At 68.2% G+C, this 16,411-nt stretch carries 18 protein-coding genes and 1 pseudogene; 18 read left to right on the top strand and 1 reads right to left on the bottom strand.

All coding sequences use genetic code 11. The features are described 5' to 3' along the window. Positions 1–46 precede the first annotated feature (46 nt). The 16 genes and pseudogenes from REH59_RS23370 to REH59_RS23295 all read left to right on the top strand — a co-directional run bounded on the left by REH59_RS23370 (position 47) and on the right by REH59_RS23295 (position 14,098). The gene (locus tag REH59_RS23370) at positions 47–418 is read left to right on the top strand and encodes an RAQPRD family integrative conjugative element protein (protein WP_020193684.1); all 372 of its coding nucleotides are present in this window, start codon (positions 47–49) and stop codon (positions 416–418) included. Next, positions 415–654, top strand: a complete 240-nt coding sequence (locus REH59_RS23365; RefSeq protein ID WP_320450358.1) for a TIGR03758 family integrating conjugative element protein — start codon at positions 415–417, stop codon at positions 652–654. The genes REH59_RS23370 and REH59_RS23365 overlap by 4 nt, the downstream gene beginning before the upstream one ends. 22 nt (positions 655–676) lie before the next feature. Next, on the top strand, positions 677–1,045 hold the full coding sequence (locus REH59_RS23360) for a TIGR03745 family integrating conjugative element membrane protein (RefSeq protein WP_045633951.1): 369 nt from the start codon (positions 677–679) through the stop codon (positions 1,043–1,045). Between the two features lie 12 nt (positions 1,046–1,057). Then, entirely contained in the window at positions 1,058–1,468 is a 411-nt protein-coding gene (locus REH59_RS23355; RefSeq protein WP_045633950.1) for a TIGR03750 family conjugal transfer protein, read from the top strand. Next, positions 1,465–2,157: a PFL_4703 family integrating conjugative element protein gene (locus tag REH59_RS23350; protein WP_064481778.1), complete on the top strand. Its 693-nt coding sequence runs from the start codon at positions 1,465–1,467 to the stop codon at positions 2,155–2,157. Before REH59_RS23355 ends, REH59_RS23350 begins: the two co-directional genes overlap by 4 nt. Beyond that, on the top strand, positions 2,154–3,062 hold the full coding sequence (locus REH59_RS23345; protein WP_064481779.1) for a TIGR03749 family integrating conjugative element protein: 909 nt from the start codon (positions 2,154–2,156) through the stop codon (positions 3,060–3,062). Before REH59_RS23350 ends, REH59_RS23345 begins: the two co-directional genes overlap by 4 nt. Further along, positions 3,059–4,489 (top strand): TIGR03752 family integrating conjugative element protein, encoded by a 1,431-nt coding sequence (locus tag REH59_RS23340; protein ID WP_103455385.1) that lies wholly within the window; start codon positions 3,059–3,061, stop codon positions 4,487–4,489. Before REH59_RS23345 ends, REH59_RS23340 begins: the two co-directional genes overlap by 4 nt. Then, positions 4,470–4,904, top strand: coding sequence for a TIGR03751 family conjugal transfer lipoprotein (locus REH59_RS23335; protein WP_103455386.1), 435 nt, complete (start codon positions 4,470–4,472; stop codon positions 4,902–4,904). Before REH59_RS23340 ends, REH59_RS23335 begins: the two co-directional genes overlap by 20 nt. After that, positions 4,904–7,792, top strand: coding sequence for a conjugative transfer ATPase (locus REH59_RS23330; RefSeq protein WP_064481781.1), 2,889 nt, complete (start codon positions 4,904–4,906; stop codon positions 7,790–7,792). The genes REH59_RS23335 and REH59_RS23330 overlap by 1 nt, the downstream gene beginning before the upstream one ends. 12 nt (positions 7,793–7,804) lie before the next feature. Next, positions 7,805–8,547 (top strand): annotated as a pseudogene (locus tag REH59_RS23325) (DsbA family protein). A gap of 195 nt (positions 8,548–8,742) precedes the next feature. Beyond that, entirely contained in the window at positions 8,743–9,237 is a 495-nt protein-coding gene (gene radC, locus REH59_RS23320) for a RadC family protein (RefSeq protein WP_064481782.1), read from the top strand. A gap of 167 nt (positions 9,238–9,404) precedes the next feature. Continuing rightward, complete coding sequence (locus REH59_RS23315; protein ID WP_064481783.1) at positions 9,405–9,854, top strand: TIGR03757 family integrating conjugative element protein; 450 nt, start codon at positions 9,405–9,407, stop codon at positions 9,852–9,854. Beyond that, on the top strand, positions 9,851–10,795 hold the full coding sequence (locus REH59_RS23310; RefSeq protein ID WP_064481784.1) for a TIGR03756 family integrating conjugative element protein: 945 nt from the start codon (positions 9,851–9,853) through the stop codon (positions 10,793–10,795). Before REH59_RS23315 ends, REH59_RS23310 begins: the two co-directional genes overlap by 4 nt. A 10-nt stretch (positions 10,796–10,805) precedes the next feature. Then, positions 10,806–12,212, top strand: a complete 1,407-nt coding sequence (locus REH59_RS23305; RefSeq protein ID WP_064481785.1) for an integrating conjugative element protein — start codon at positions 10,806–10,808, stop codon at positions 12,210–12,212. Next, on the top strand, positions 12,209–12,562 hold the full coding sequence (locus REH59_RS23300; protein ID WP_064481786.1) for a hypothetical protein: 354 nt from the start codon (positions 12,209–12,211) through the stop codon (positions 12,560–12,562). The genes REH59_RS23305 and REH59_RS23300 overlap by 4 nt, the downstream gene beginning before the upstream one ends. 15 nt (positions 12,563–12,577) lie before the next feature. Then, positions 12,578–14,098 carry a conjugal transfer protein TraG N-terminal domain-containing protein gene (locus REH59_RS23295; protein WP_064481787.1) on the top strand — a complete coding sequence of 507 codons (1,521 nt, stop codon included), beginning with the start codon at positions 12,578–12,580 and terminating at the stop codon, positions 14,096–14,098. A 26-nt stretch (positions 14,099–14,124) separates the two neighbouring features. On the opposite strand, the gene REH59_RS23290 is transcribed toward REH59_RS23295, so the two are convergent. Continuing rightward, entirely contained in the window at positions 14,125–14,493 is a 369-nt protein-coding gene (locus tag REH59_RS23290) for a DUF3742 family protein (RefSeq protein WP_064481788.1), read from the bottom strand. Between the two features lie 223 nt (positions 14,494–14,716). Between REH59_RS23290 and REH59_RS23285 the strand changes: the two genes are divergently transcribed. Continuing rightward, positions 14,717–15,475: a type IV toxin-antitoxin system AbiEi family antitoxin domain-containing protein gene (locus REH59_RS23285; protein ID WP_064481789.1), complete on the top strand. Its 759-nt coding sequence runs from the start codon at positions 14,717–14,719 to the stop codon at positions 15,473–15,475. Further along, entirely contained in the window at positions 15,468–16,388 is a 921-nt protein-coding gene (locus REH59_RS23280) for a nucleotidyl transferase AbiEii/AbiGii toxin family protein (protein WP_014819614.1), read from the top strand. The genes REH59_RS23285 and REH59_RS23280 overlap by 8 nt, the downstream gene beginning before the upstream one ends. The last annotated feature ends 23 nt before the right edge of the window (positions 16,389–16,411 follow it).

Genomic DNA, 16,411 nt, shown 5'->3' with positions numbered 1-16,411 from the left:
CGACCACCGCAGCATCCCACCATCCAGACGACTGCGGAACGGCGTGATGATACCCCTTGGCAACCCGGTGACCCCTTGCCGCCGTGTGCCGGCCCTGGCCTTGGCGCTGATCACCGCGCTGGCCGGCGCATCGCCCGCATCGGCCGGCGATGCCAGCGCTGAACACGAGCAGCTCGCCGCGCTCGCGCGCCAGCTCGACCTGATCGACCGACTGGCCGAGCACGCCACCACCACCGCGCCGCAGGCGCGCGCCCGCTACCACTTCGACTACGCCCGGCTGCGCGCCGACCTGAAGCGCGTGCGCACCGGCGTGCAGGACTTCCTCGTGCCCCAGCGCGCCCAGCCGCGCGATCCCGTGCCGCTGGCCGGCGACTACCTGCGCCGCGACCGCACCGACGACGAGGAGCCATCGCCATGACGCCCTCTGCCGATCAGGTCGCCGCCTTCCAGGCCAACGGTGGCTTTGCGCCATCGGCTGTGTCCGTCGTGGTGCTTGGCTTCGTGTTCGCCGTGCTGCTGTTGTGGGGCGTGTGGGCCATGCGCACGGCCTACGTCGGCTGGGCCGAGCACCGCATCACTGAACGTCAGTTCCTCGCCGTCGTCGTGCGCTTCGTGGCGATGTACCTGGTGCTGACGTTCTTCCTCCTCTCCTGACCGTCACGAAGGGCCATACGCCATGAACACTCCAACGACATCCCATCGCATCCCGTCCCGCATCGCCGCACCGCTGCTGCCGCTGGCGCTCGCGGGCCTACCGCTGTCGGCCTTCGCGCAGGGCCTGCCGACCATGGAAGACCCATCGCGCGGCCAAGGCAGCGGCATCCTGCAGACCTTGCAGAACTACGGCTACGACATCGTGCTGCTGATCGCGCTGCTCGTGGTCGCCTCGATGTTCATCGGTGTCTGCTATCACGCCTACACACGCTACTCGGAGATCCACACCGGCCGCGCCACCTGGGGCCAGTTCGGCCTGACGGTCGCCGTGGGCGCGATCCTGCTGGTGGTCGGCATCTGGCTGCTCACCAAAGCCACCGGCGTGCTGTAAGGGCGGCAAGCGATGGCCGATCCTTCGGAGACCCCGCGCGACACGCTGGTGACCTTCCTGCCGCACCGGCTGAACCGCCAGCCGGTGGTCGTGCGCGGGCTGACCGCCGATGAGTTGTGGATCTGCGCCGGCCTGTCTGCCGCAGCCGGGTTCGCGCTCGGCCTGCCGCTGGCCTGGCTCACGCACAGCATCGCCATGGTGCCCACGCTGATCGTCGCCGGCATCGCGCTGGGCGTTTTCGTCGGCGGCGGCTTCCTGCGCGCGCAGAAGCGCGGTCGGCCCGACACCTGGCTGTACCGGCAGCTCCAGTGGCGGCTGGCCTTGCGGAATCCGGCGCTGGCAGCGCTCCTGGGCGGCCAGCGCCTCGTCACCCGCTCGGGCTACTGGACGACCCGGCGCAATGCCGATCGAGGTGCGCCATGAGTCGTTTCAAGAACGAGGTTGCGCATCTGCAGGCGCACGTGAAGACGCTGCGCTTGGGCGCCGGCGCGCTGTTCGCGGTGGCGCTGCTGCTCGGCTTCGGTTGGTGGAGTGCGCCGAAGAGTCTGACCATCCATGTGCCGCCGGACCTGCGCTCGGGCAGCACGCGCAAGTGGTGGGACGTGCCGCCCGAGAGCGTGTATGCCTTCTCGTTCTACATCTGGCAGCAGGTGCAGCGCTGGCCCACGAACGGCGAAGAAGACTATCCACGCAACCTGCGCGCGCTGTCGGCCTACCTGACACCGAGCTGCCGGGCCTTCCTGCAGCAGGACTACGAATACCGGCGCGCCAGTGGCGAGCTGCGTCGGCGCGTGCGCGGCATCTACGAGATTCCCGGCCGCGGCTACGGCGATGATCCGGCCACGCGCGTCAAGGTGGTTTCCGGCCGCGATTGGATCGTCACGCTGGACGTGAGCGCGGACGAATACTACGGCTCCGAGCAGGTCAAGCGCGCCCTGGTGCGCTACCCCATCAAGGTCGTCCGGCTGGACATCGATCCCGAGCGCAACCCCTTTGGCCTGGCGCTGGACTGCTACGCCGGCGCACCCCAGCGCATCGAACCGCCGCCGACGCCGACCCAGACGGGCGCGCCCGCCAACGCCTCCGGCAGCCTGCAGAGAGGCTCCCCATGAAGTCCGTTGCCTTGTCGGCCCTGGCCGGCGTCCTGCTGATCCTCGGTTTCATGCCGGCCAGCCAGGCCGTGGAAATCCTGCGCTGGGAGCGCCTGCCCCTGCCGGTGCCGCTGGTGGTCGGCCAGGAGCGCGTGGTCTTCATCGACCGCAATGTGCGCGTCGGCGTGCCGGCCGGCGTCGGCGACCAGCTGCGCGTGCAGAGTGCGGGCGGCGCGATCTACCTGCGGGCGAGCGAGCCGATTCCGCCCATACGGCTGCAACTGCAGGACGTGGAATCCGGCGCGCTGATCCTGCTCGACATCGCCGCCGAGCCGGCGCAGGACGGCCAGGCGCCGCTGGAGCCGGTGCGCATCGTGGCAGCAGAGGCCCCCCCCAAGCGCTACGGCGGCGGTGCGGCAGGCGGCGCGGACGAGCAGGCCGATGCGCCCGTAGACGAATCCGTTCCCCGGCGCGAAACGCCGCTACCGGTCGTGCTGACGCGCCATGCCGCACAGAACCTGTACGCGCCGCTGCGCACCGTCGAGCCGGTGTCCGGCATCGGGCGCGTGAACCTGCGCCGCGACCTCGCGCTGGATACCTTGCTGCCGACGCTGCCGGTGCACGCGCGGGCACTGGCCGCGTGGCGCCTGGAAGACCAGTGGGTGACGGCCGTGCGGCTCACCAACACCGCCGCGCGCTGGCTCGACCTCGACCCGCGCGCGCTGCAGGGGCACTTCGTGGCGGCGACCTTCCAGCATCCGAACCTGGGGCCGGCCGGCACCCCGTCCGACACCACGGTGCTCTACCTGGTAACGCGCGGCCACGGCCTGGCCGAGTCGCTGCTGCCGGCGCTGAGCCCGATCGACGCCACCGTGAACCTGCCGCCGGCCGCCGCGGCCGGCTCGACCGGAGGAGCGCGCGATTGAAGAGTAATCCGCTGCTCAAGTGGCTGCTGATCCCGATGGCGCTGCTGCTGGTGGTCGTCGGCATCAAACTGTTCTCCGGCGCCCCCGGCGGCCAGCCCGCCCCCAAGGGCGCGGCCGGTACGCTCACGCCCGAGGAGATGAAGGCCCTGGGCATCGCCGGCGACACGCCACGCGATACCGTCGCCACCCTGGTCGCGCAGGTAAAGCAGCTGCGCACCGAGCTGCAGAGCGCGCTCGGCGACAACAGGCAGCACAAGGCCGAGAACGAGCGCCTGCGGGCGCGGGAAGGCGCGATCGACCAGCGCATCCAGAGCGCGCTGGAAGGCGAACGCCACCGCCTGGAGCAGGAGCGCGCCCAGGTGGCCAGCGACCGGCAGCAGACCCAGGGTCTGCTGCAGGATCTGCAGCGGCAACTGGACGGCCTTGCCGGCGGTGGCCCGTCCGACCTGCCCGTCGGACTAGGGCTCGAAGAGGGTGACGGCCAGCGCTTCAACCGCGGCGTCGGTGGCACGCAGTGGGTCGAGCCCGACGACACCAAGGTCGACGCCAGGAACGGCAGCAAGGAGCCGAGCTTTCCCCTGAGCTTCGGGCCGGCCCAGAAAAGCCTGTCGGCCGCAGCGGAATCCGTCGCCGACGTCGGCAGCCGCGCGGTGGGCGCATCCACGAAGGCTGTCTACACCGTGCCGTCGAACTCGACGCTCATGGGGTCGATTGCCATGACGGCGCTGATCGGGCGCGTGCCGATCGATGGAACCGTCAACGATCCCTATCCGTTCAAGGTGCTGATCGGCCCGGACAACCTCACGGCCAACGGCATCGACATCCCCGACGTGGCCGGCGCTGTGGTCAGCGGCACGGCCTCGGGCGACTGGACGCTCTCGTGCGTGCGCGGGCAAATCCGCTCGGTCACGTTCGTGTTCCACGACGGCACCATCCGCACGGTGCCGGAGGACAGCAGCAAGGGCGGCAGCAGCGGCGGCAACTCGGGTCACAACGGCGCCAGCATCCAAGGGGGCCTGGGCTGGATCAGCGACCCCTACGGCATCCCCTGCGTCAGCGGCGAGCGGCGCAGCAACGCCCAGCAGTACCTGGGCAGCCAGGCGCTCATCACCGCGGCGGGCGCCGGCGCGGCCTCGCTCATCAAGTCCGACAACGGCAGCGTGGCCGTGGTCGCCAACAACAACGGCTCGCTGGGCACCGTCGGCATCAGCGGCAACGAAGCGATGGGCCGCATCCTCGCGGGCGGCGTGCGCGACATGGCCGATTGGGTCAACAAGCTCTACGGCCAGGCCTTCGCGGCCGTTTACGTGCAGCCCGGCGCCAAGGTGGCCGTGCATCTGGAGCAGCCGCTCGACATCGACTACGACGCCAAGGGGCGTCGGGTCCACCACCGCACCGGAGAAACCCATGCCTCGGATCTGGATTGAGGCGGCCGCCGTGCTGCTGGCGGCCACCCTGCTCGGCGGCTGCGCCACCAGCAAGGAGAAGCTCCTGCCCCACGGCCACAACACCATGCTCGACATCTGGCATCAGGAGACCGGCGGCAGCGCGGGCGGCGGCCAGGCCGCGCGGCAACTGCTCGATGCGCGCCAGGGCCTGCGCCGGCCGCTGACCGAGGCCGCTGTGCAGGCGGCGCCCGGCGTGCAGGCGCGCTACACCCGTACCGCGCAGAACGAGATTCACCGCCAGTTCCACCGCCTGCCGAACCCCGACCTGGTGATGTACGTGTTCCCGCACCTGGCGGGCACCGACCCGGTGCCGGTGCCCGGCTACAGCACGGTGTTCCCGCTCTACCAGCGCGTGCAGTACGCGATGCCGGGCGAGCGCGTGGAGGACTACTGATGGCCTGGTCGCTGCCGTGGTCACGCAAGCCCGACGCTTCGCCTGCTGACGCCGTGGATGCGGCCGATGATGCCTGGGCACGGCACGTAACGGCGCTGGCGGCACAGGGTGTCGCCGAGCCGGGCAGCGCGCTCGGCCGGGGCCGGCGCAGGCCGGCCACCCAGGCCGACCACGATGCGCTCTATGGCGTCGCGCCGTCGTTCGCGGACTTGCTGCCCTGGGTCGAGTACCTGCCCGGCAGCAAGTGCATGTTGCTGGAAGACGGCCAGTCGGTGGCGGCCTTCTTCGAGCTGGCGCCGGTCGGCACCGAGGGCCGCGAGATGGCCTGGCTATGGCAGGCGCGCGATGCGCTGGAGAGCGCCCTGCAGGACTCCTTCGACGAGCTGGACGACAACCCCTGGGTGGTGCAGCTCTACGCCCAGGACGAGGCCGACTGGAACAACTATCTGCGCTCCCTGGCGAACTATCTGCAGCCGCGTGCGCAGGGAAGCGCGTTCAGCGACTTCTACCTGCGCTTCTTCGCCCATCACCTGCAGGCCATCGCCAAGCCGGGCGGCTTGTTCGAGGACACCACGGTGACGCGCCTGCCGTGGCGCGGCCAGGTCCGGCGCGTGCGCATGGTGGTCTATCGCCGCACGTCCGCGGCCCCGACCCCACAGCGCGGCCAGTCGCCCGAGCAGGCGCTGACCACGACCTGCGACCGCCTGGTCGGCGTGCTGGCGAATGCCGGCGTGAAAGCCCGGCGTCTCGGCGCGACGGACATCCACGCCTGGCTGCTGCGCTGGTTCAACCCGCATCCGACCCTGCTCGGCCCGAGCGCCGAAGACCGCGAGCGCTTCTATGCGCTGACCCGCTACCCGGAAGAGCGGGAAGAGGGCGAGATCGAACTCGCCAGCGGCACCGACTTCGCGCAGCGCCTGTTCTTCGGCAAGCCACGCTCGGACGTGCCCAACGGCCTTTGGTTCTTCGACAGCATGCCGCATCGGGTGATCGTGATGGATCGCCTGCGCACGCCACCCGTGACGGGCCATCTGACGGGCGAGACGCGCAAAGGCGGCGACGCCATGAACGCGCTGCTCGACCAGATGCCCGAGGACACGGTGATGTGCCTGACGCTGGTCGCCACGCCCCAGGACGTGCTGGAGGCGCACCTGAACCACCTCGCCAGGAAGGCCGTTGGCGAGACCCTGGCCTCGGAGCAGACCCGGCAGGACGTGCAGCAGGCGCGCGGCCTGATCGGTAGCGCGCACAAGCTCTACCGCGGCGCACTGGCGTTCTACCTGCGCGGCCGCGACCTGGCCCAGCTCGACGCGCGCGGCCTGCAACTCGTCAACGTGATGCTCAACGCGGGCCTGCAGCCGGTGCGCGAGGAAGACGAGGTGGCGCCGCTGAACAGCTATCTGCGCTGGCTGCCGTGCGTGTTCGATCCGGCTGCCGACAAGCGCCAGTGGTACACCCAGCTCATGTTCGCGCAACATGCGGCGAACCTGGCGCCGGTCTGGGGCCGCAGCCAGGGCACGGGGCATCCGGGCATCACGTTCTTCAACCGCGGCGGCGGCCCGATCACCTTCGATCCCTTGAACCGCCTCGACCGGCAGATGAACGCGCATCTGTTCCTGTTCGGCCCGACGGGTTCGGGCAAGAGCGCGACGCTCAACAACATCCTGAACCAGCTGACGGCGATCTACCGGCCGCGCCTGTTCATCGTCGAGGCGGGCAACAGCTTCGGCCTGTTCGGCGACTTCGCGGCACGGCTGGGCCTCACCGTGCACCGGGTGAAGCTCGCGCCCGGCGGGGGCGTCAGTCTGGCGCCGTTCGCCGACGCCTGGCGGCTGGTCGATACGCCGAGCCAGGTGCAGACGCTGGACGCCGATGCGCTCGACGAAGACCAGACCGATGCCGGCATGGCCGTGGAAGGCGACGAGCAGCGCGACGTGCTCGGCGAGCTGGAGATCACTGCACGGCTGATGATCACCGGCGGCGAGGACAAGGAAGAAGCGCGCATGACGCGCGCCGACCGCAGCCTGATCCGCCAGTGCATTCTCGATGCGGCCCGGCATTGTATGGCGGACGGACGCACGGTGCTCACGCGCGACGTGCGCGACGCGCTGCGCGAGCGCGCCGGCGATGCCACGCTGCCGGAGATGCGGCGCGCACGGCTGCTGGAGATGGCCGACGCCATGGACATGTTCTGCCAGGGCGTGGACGGCGAGATGTTCGACCGGTCCGGCACGCCGTGGCCGGAAGTCGACATCACCATCGTGGACCTGGCCACCTTCGCGCGCGAGGGCTACAACGCCCAACTCTCGATTGCCTACATCTCGCTCATCAACACCGTCAACAACATCGCCGAGCGCGACCAGTTCCTGGGCCGCCCGATCATCAACGTGACGGACGAAGGCCACATCATCACGAAGAACCCGCTGCTCGCGCCCTATGTGGTCAAGATCACCAAGATGTGGCGCAAGCTCGGCGCCTGGTTCTGGCTCGCCACGCAGAACCTGGACGACCTGCCGAAAGCGGCCGAGCCCATGCTCAACATGATCGAGTGGTGGATCTGCCTGTCGATGCCGCCCGATGAAGTCGAGAAGGTCGCGCGCTTCCGAGAACTCAACGCTTCGCAGAAGGCGCTGATGCTCTCGGCCCGCAAGGAAGCCGGCAAGTTCTCCGAAGGCGTGATCCTGTCCAAGTCGATGGAAGTTCTGTTCCGCGCCGTGCCGCCCAGCCTCTACCTGGCGATGGCGATGACCGAACCCGAGGAGAAGGCCGAACGCTTCCAGTTGATGCAGCAGCACGGCATCAGCGAGCTGGATGCCGCCTTCCGCGTGGCCGAGAAGGTCGACCGTGCGCGGGGCATCGAGCCGCTGGCGCTGGATGCATTGGCCTGAAGGAGGAACAGCATGCGCGTGCCTTCGTTCACTCGACGCCATACCCTGATCGCGCTGCTGGTCGCGGCGGTGGGCGCCGCCGGGTGGTTGCTCCTGCGCACGCCCGACGCGGCCCCGGAGTTCATGCATCCGATCACGACCGTGCCCGAGCCACCGAAGCCGGCTGGCCCGCCCTGGCTGTATGGCCGTGCCGATGCGCGCTTCACGGTGGTCGGGTACGCCGACCTGGAGTGCCCGTACTGTCGGGCCTACTTCCCCACGCTCAAGCGCTGGATAGACGCCCATCCCGAGGTGAACTGGCGGTGGCACACCACCTGCCGCTGTCCATGCACGAGCCGGCCGCGACTGCCGGGGCACGCCTGGCCGAGTGCGCGGGCGAGATCGGCGGACATGCCACGTTCTGGCAGGCGGTGGCCTGGCTCTACGCGAACACCCGCGGCGACGGCCAGGGCCTGCCGGAGGGCCTGCGCTATCCCGACCTCACGCCAGCCATGCAGGCTTGTCTCGACAGCGAGCGCCCCGATGCCGTAATCCATGCCCAGGCGGCGGAAGCCGCACAGCGGGGCATCGCGGCCACGCCGGCCCTGCAACTGCGCGACCGCGAGTCCGGCAAGACCCTCCTGCTGCACGGTCCCGTCGAAGGCGATGCCTTGCTGTCTGCCATCGACCTGCTCGCCGCCGGCAGCACGACCGCAGCCGAACCCGCCCATTCCCCAGACATGCCCACCGGCGTCGCCGGTGACATGCCCAGGTAGCCATCGATCTTCGAGGCTACGGCGCGGCTCGTGCGCGTTGATCGAAACCCGTTCGCATCGCATCCCTTGACGCGAACAGCCACTGCATCCGCGGTGGTGGATGCCCGCTCGTCACCTGTTCCATCCCCATCGCCCCCAGGAGGGTTTGCCCTCCAGGGGCAGGCGCCCTCCGATCTCATCCATTGGAGGTTCGCCATGTCTCTTGTCATCGCCGACTCCCGCCCGGAGTCGCTCACCCTGCTCGCCGCCCAGCACGAAGACTGGATCATCCGGCAGGCCATCACCCTGCTGGAGAACCGCGTGTTCAAGGCCGGTCCGGCGCTGGGCAGTCCCGCCGCCGTGCGCGACTACCTGCGCCTGAAAGTGGTCGCGGAGCCGAACGAAATCTTCGCCATCGTGTTTCTCGACAACCAGCACCAGGTGCTCGCCTTTGAGCCGCTGTTCAAGGGCACGGTCGACCAGACTTCGGTGTATCCGAGGGGGGTTGTCCAGCGTGCGCTGGCGCTCAACGCTTCGGCGCTGATCCTGGCGCATCAGCACCCCTCGGGGACCACCGAGCCCTCGGCCGCTGATCGTGCGATCACCGAGCGGCTGAAGAGCGCCCTGGCCACCGTCGATGTCCGAGTGCTGGACCACTTCATCGTCGGCAAGGGCAGCCCGTACTCGTTCGCCGAAGCCGGCTTGTTGTAGCACCACCACCCCACGCGCATTCCTTTCATCACCGCGGGAGCCCTTGGCTCCCGTTTCTTTTCGCCGGCCCGCAGAGAATCGGGACTGACCGGTTTCGGTTTCTTTGTCGTCCCCTGATCTGCGTTGCGCTCGACTACGAGTCTGCATCGACTCCGCGGAGGCGCGACATGCCGGCTCATTCCCTCAACCTTCCTGCCGCCTCGCGGCGCCCCCTGGCCGCCCGGCTGGCCGCTGGACTGTGCGCCGCGCTGCTCGGTCCCATCGCAGCGGCCGCCGATGTGCTCGTCGTCACCGACAGCCGTCATCCGGTGCAGGCCCCGGCCGGCGTGCGGATCATCGAGCTGGACCAGGCCACGCGCATCGAGGTCGAACTCGCCGCGCACCTGCAGGCCGACCCGCAACAGGCCGCAGCCGTGGTGCGCCAGCGACTGCGCGATGGCGGCGATGCGCTACAACGCCGCATCGGCCATGCCTACCAAGGTGTCGCAGATGCCTGGGGGCTGGTCATCGCCAAGATTCCCGCCGTGGTGGTCGATCGACGCTACGTGGTCTACGGCGAGCCCGACGTGCCCCGCGCCGTCGCGCGCATCAACGCCTACCGGAGCACGCAGCCATGAGCCTCCTGCTGGCATCCCGACGCCTGCGCACCACCGCCGCCTCGTTGCTGCTGAGCGCGGCCACGTCGACGTTCGCCCTGGACACCGCCACAATCGTCTCCTCGGCCCTGTCCCCCGACTGCCTCGAATACCGGGTGGTCGGAATCTGCTACTGGCTGTACTGCACGCCCTTCGGCTGCTCGGTGCGCACCTCCGTCAAGGTGCGCCACTATGTCCCCGATGCGGTGGTGTCGAGCTACTCGAACACCGGCGAAAACCCGTGGCTGGAAGTCAGGGCGATGAGCATGCGCAACCCGACCGCCAAGGCTGGCGGTGACGGCACGACCAATCACGACAACGAGAACAACCTCGCCAAGTTCAAGAACGCCGATGTCATCGGCCATCCGGCCGGGATGGTGTTCAGCCAGTTCGCCAGCGCCTCCGGCTACACCTGCGAAGGCGCTGGCACGGCCTTCATGCCGTATCTGCTGAGTACGCTCGACACGATCGCCTGGCGCTACAACATCCCGGAAGCGTTCTACCCCGAAGCGCTCATCCCCGGCCGGCGCGAAATCGGTACGCGCACCGGCCTGAACCTCTGGGGCAACGTGTATCCGCGCGGTGGCTTCCTGCACCAGACCGACGACTACAAGAGCGGCGCCGTGGTCGCGCAGCGCGCGGGCGACATCGTCACCCGCCGCAACCAGATTCATGTGTACCAGCCGCTGCTGGCCAACGCCCGCGACGGCTACTGGCCGGCCGGCGCGCTGATGGAGACCGACGCCTCGACGGGCAAGTGGCAGGAGCTGACGCCCACGCGCTCGAACAGTTGCGTGGTCTTCCCGCACAGCCGCACCCGCGTGCAGGCCCAGCAAGGCGACTACGCCTGGGCCTTGTGGCGGCCGTACTCCTGCTGCCAGCGCCGTGGCCAGGTCTTCCTCGGCAGCGTCGATTTCATGTGAGGAACCCACGATGAACGCCTCCCTCCCTGACTTCCTGCGCCGCGCGAAGCCGCATCTGCGGGCCACGCTGCTCGTGGCGGTCATCACGCTGGCCGTCGGCGTCGCCTGGGCGCAGACGCGCATCGATCCCAATGGCGTGAACGTCGGCGGCAGCGTGATCGGCGACGACGTGCTCTACAGCATCGGCGGCGGCCGGGCCGTGTCGATGGGGGGTGCCGGCAACATGCAGAGCATCGGCGTGGGGGTCGGCTGGAACAGCAACCTGATCTGCGGCGACATGAGCATCACCACGACCCTGCAGAACCAGCTCAACGGCATCAGCAACGGCTTCCAGACGATCATGAGCAACGTTATCCAGAACGCCACCAGCGCCGTGGCCTCGCTGCCGGCGCTGATCATCCAGCGCGCCGATCCCGGGCTCTACAACCTGCTCACCAACGGCATCCTGCAGGCGCGCCTGGATTTCGACCGCTCGAAGATGACCTGCCGGGCCATCGCCAATCGCATGGCGGACATGGCCGGCGGCCAGGCCGGCTGGGACCAGCTCGCCGAGGGGATGGCGCTGCGGGATGCGGTCAGCAGCACCGATGCCGTCTCCGCCATCGAGCAGGCCGAGTCCAACAAAGGGAACAACGGCGTGCCCTGGGTCGGTGGCAGCAACGCGGGCGGCTCCAGCCAGAGTTCGATCAAGGTGGTCGGCGACGTGACGCGAGCGGGCTACAACCTGCTCAACGGGCGCAGCGCCACCGATACCTCATTGATCGCGCGCAACGCCTGCGGCAACCGCCTGACCTGCCAGACCTGGTCGTCGCCCCAAGCGGCCGCGGCCTTTGCGAACCGCGTGCTGGGCGAGCGTGAGCAGCGCACCTGCGAGAGCTGCACGAAGACCCAGACCACGCCTGGCGTCGGGCTGACACCAATGATCCAGGAAGAGTACGAGACCAAGCTGCAAGTGCTGCAGGAGCTGGTGACGGGCGCCCGGCCGACGACACTGGCCAATCTCGACGCAGCCGGCAGCAGCTCGCTGCCGATCACCCGCGGCGTGATCGAGGCCCTGCGTGACGAACCCGACCATGACCTGCTGGGCAAGCGCCTGGCGTCGGAGGCGGCGCTGTCCAGCGTGCTGGAGAAGGCCCTGCTGCTGCAACGCACGTTGCTGACCGGCAAGAAGGAGCCGAACGTCGCCGCCAACGAGCTGGCCGTGCGGGCGGTCGACCAGGAGAACAGCGCGCTGGAGCAGGAGATCAACAACCTCAAGACTGAGCTGGAGCTGCGCCGCACGCTGGCCGGCAACTCGGCGATGGCGATCATCCAGCGCCACAGCATCCGCGCCGTCGGCTCACGCGGTGTCTTCGAGGGCGACACCACGCGCGATCGGCTGCGGGAAGTCCAGAAACCGCGGAGCGGCACGCCATGAGCCGGCCGACCTGGTTGCGGCTACCGTGGCTGTTCAAACGTCGTATCGGGATCGCGCTGCTGTGGACCTTGCTGGTGGTCGCCGCCGCGGCGGCAGTGAACATCGCTGGCATCCACGTGGTCGGCGGCATCGAGGGCTGGCAGCACTGGCTGCAGGCGCACGCCGGCCACTTCTTCGTGTGGCGGCTGTGCCTCTATGGGGCGACGGCCTATGGCTGGTGGTGGCTGCGTCGGCGCCTGCTGCGGCGGGAGCCGTCCCGCGAGACGCATCAGCGCCTGCTGCGCACGGAGATCGCGGCCGTGATCGCCGTGGTAGCTCTGGAAGCCAGCCAACCGTTGCGGCACGGCTGAGACCGGGAGGCGGGCATGACGCTCTACACCACGGACTACCTGGAGTATTACCTGACCCTGGTGGCCTGGGTGGTCAACAACGGCATCTGGAGCATTCTCGTGGCCAGCGGCGTGTTCGGGCTGCCGTTCGTGGCCATCGTGATCCAGGAATGGCTCAAGGCCCGCAGCGAAGGTGCGGACGAAGGCAACAAGGGCGTGCTGTCGTCGATTCGCATCGAGAGCCGGGTGTGGGTGGCGATCGTGGTCATCCTGTTCGCCGGCATCCCGTTCATCCCAGTGGATCTTGCCACGATCAAGTTCGACACCACGCGCTCCGCGCAATGCCAGGTCAACGTCCCGCTGCCCAACGACACGGGCTGGGCCAACGTCTACACGGCGCTCAACGACCAGAGCGCGCTGGTGCCGGTGTGGTGGTTCTTCATGCATGCCATCTCGAAGGCGGTCACCGGGGCCGCGGTGGCGGCGATTCCCTGCGGCACGGACCTGCGTCAGATCCGCATGGATGTGGATGCCACGCGCATCGACGATCCGGTGCTGGCACAGGAGGTCGCCGACTTCACGCACGACTGCTACGGGCCGTCGCGCGCCAAGCTGTTCATGAACCGGCCGACGCTCTCCGACGAGCAGATGAACGACGTCACCTGGATCGGGTCGAGTTATTTCCTCGACACGCCCGGCTTCTATGACACCTATCGCGCCAAGACCCCACGCACGGCCTGGCCCTACGACGCGACCCGCGATGCGGGTCTGGCACAGGTGGACAGCGGCGGCGGCTATCCATCCTGCCGGCAGTGGTGGGCCGATGGCGGCCAGGGACTGCGCAGCCGGCTGCTGGCACAGGTCGACCCGGACCTGCTGACTCGCATCGGGCGCTGGGTGGGCTTCCTGTCGCAGAGCGAGGTCAATGACTCGGTGATTCGCGCCGTGGTCTCACCGCGGCAGCAGAAGATGAACCAGGGCGCCGTCTACACCGATTACGGCGGTCAGATCGACAGGACGCTGCCGAACATCGTCACGCGCGGCGCGAGCGACCTGGGGCTGACCGTGGGCTCGCTGGGCTTCTTCCCCGCGATGGACGTGGTGCGCCAGGCGCTGCCGATGGTGCTGACCATGCTCAAGATGGCGCTCGTCATCTGCATCCCGCTGGTGCTGCTGATCGGCACCTACGACCTGAAGACGGTGGTGACGGTGAGCTGCGTCCAGTTCGCGCTGTTCTTCGTGGACTTCTGGTTCCAGCTCGCGCGCTGGATCGACAGCACGATCCTGGACGCGCTCTACGGCTGGCATTCGCCGCACAGCAACTTCAACCCGCTGATGGGGTTGAATAACACTTTCGGCGATATGCTGTTGAATTTCGTGATGGCGATGATGTTCATCGTGTTACCGACGTTCTGGGTGATGGCACTCGGATGGGCGGGAGTTCGCGCTGGAAATTTCCTGGGCGGTCTCATCACTGGCACGTCCGATGCAAAGTCGGCTGGAGGTAGCGGCTCTCGTCTTGCGATGACGGCCGTATCGAAAGGTGCAGCGAAGTAAGGAGCACTCTCTCGCTGATGCGGCGGCTACGGCTCGTCGGGATCGCCCATGTCGATCCGCCAGTCATCTTTGTCGTACAGGCCGACGCCCGAGTGTCCGTCTCTAAGTTCCGGCTGCTTCTCGTCATCCGCATCGGCATTTCGCGCGAACCATGTGGCGACCACCGCAAAGGCCAGCAGCAGGACGAGCCAGGATACGGTGTAGAGCAGCATGCCAAGCACGGCCAGCTTGACGATCCAGAGCACCACCGTCGTCGCGCCTGCGGGCACCCCGCGCGTCACCAGCCGGCCGGCGACACGCTGCTCGCGGCGCAGATATCCACGCCAGGCACGGCCAGCCCCCCGGCCCAGCCGGTGGCTCCAGCGCCCGTTGTGCGTGTTGGTGGTCATGTTCATGTGCCTCGGCTTCAGTGGTGCCTCACCTCATGGAGCGGCCGGTTGGGGCTTGCCCTCCAGCATAGACCGCGACCAGGAGGGCGGGTTGCGGCTGGCAGAGCCGGGTCGGCCTGAGTCGCAGGTCGATTAGATTCTGCAATATAAATCAAACCTCGTGCTACTTTCCATGCACGTTCTTGCGATAGATCTAGGAGCTGATTGGATTCCGTGCTATTTTTATAGCATGGATGGAAATTCTCGGCACCAGGTAATCAAGCGACTGCAGGCGGGACTCCCCCGCGGGGCGCCGTTCGACCTTGCCACCCTGAGCCAGTTCGGGGTGTCGTCCCAGCTCGCCGCCCACTATGCCGACGGCGGGTGGCTCGTGCGCTTGGCCCATGGCGTCTATGCCTTCCCGAACGATGAATTCGGGGTCTACGGTGCGCTGAAGTTCCTGCAACAGCGCGTGCCCGGCCTGCACGTCGGCGGCAAGAGCGCCCTGGCCCTGCAGGGTGTGCGGCACAACCTGGGCAGCCGGGAGGCGCTGGTGCTGTGGGGCGACGGTCGCTTTGCGTTGCCGGTCTGGTTCACTTCGCGCTTTCCGGCCCGCTACGTCCACGCCCGCCTGTTCGACTGGCCGGACACGGCGCTGGCCGGCAAGACCCTGACCACGCCGCCTGGCCTGCCCGAGGATCTGCGGGTGGCAGCCCCCGAACGTGCCGTGCTGGAGCTGCTGTACGAAGCCGGCGTCAAGCAGAGCCTCGAAGAGGCCCGCAACCTCTTCGATGGACTGCGTTCCCCCCGCAAGGACTTGCTCGGGCAACTGCTGTCCTGCTGCGCCAGCGTGAAGGCCGTGCGCCTGTTCCTGACCTGGGCGCGCGAGACCAGCCTCGTGGATGTCGATGCCCTGCTGGAGCAGTACCCGGTTCGCACCGGCAGCAACACGCGCTGGATGAGCCGGCTCGATGACGGCACCTTGCTGAGCCTGAGACCTCATGGATAAGACCTACGCGGACACCGTTCGCCTGCTGCTGGCCGTCGCGCCCGACGTGTTCGCCAACGACATCTTCGCCATGAAAGGCGGCACGGCCATCAACCTCTTCGTGCGGGACATGCCGCGCCTTTCGGTGGACATCGACGTGGTGTACCTTCCGTGGCAGACGCCGCGCGACGAAGCGCTGCAAGCCATCAACCAGGAGCTGGCCGCCATCGCCGCGCGCCTTGCACCGCTGGGCGTGCAAACACGCCTGGTTCGCGCCAAGGACCTGGGGGACACCAAGCTGATCGTCGAGAACGATGCCAGCCAGGTGAAGATCGAGGTCAACGTCGTGTTCCGAGGCAGCGTGCTGCCCGTCGAGCGGCGGCCGCTGAGCGCCAAGACCAGCGATCTGTTCGGCATCGAGTTGGACGTGCCGATCCTGGCACCGGACGAGCTGTACGCCGGCAAGCTGGTGGCCGCGCTGGACCGGCAGCATCCGCGCGACCTGTTCGACGTGTGGCAGCTCTTTGAGTCGGGCGACATCAGCGATGGCATGGTCGAGTGCTTCGTGATCTATCTGGCGGGCCACAACCGGCCGCCCCACGAAGTGTTGTTCGGCAACGACAAGGACATCGCCGGCGAGTACGAACGGGCCTTTGTCGGTATGGCCGAAGTGGACTGCCCCTTGGACACGCTGCTGGAGGCTCGCGCGCAGTTGCGACGCGAGTTGCAGCAACGGCTGACGAAGGCGCACAGGCGGTTCCTGAGCGGCCTGGTACGCGCAGAACCGGACTGGTCGCTGGTGCAATGCCAGCACGCCGCGCAACTGCCGGCACTGCGCTGGAAGCTCAACAACCTGGAGACCTTTCGCAAGAAGCGCCCCAAGGACTTCGCCGCGCAAGCCGCTGCGCTCGATGCCGGCCTGGGCCAGATCTGACGCGGCGACAGAAGTATTCCCCG

The organism is Pseudomonas sp. BO3-4 (assembly GCF_034044115.1).
GTDB lineage: Bacteria > Pseudomonadota > Gammaproteobacteria > Pseudomonadales > Pseudomonadaceae > Aquipseudomonas > Aquipseudomonas alloputida.
This window is presented reverse-complemented; position numbering and strand designations above follow the sequence as displayed.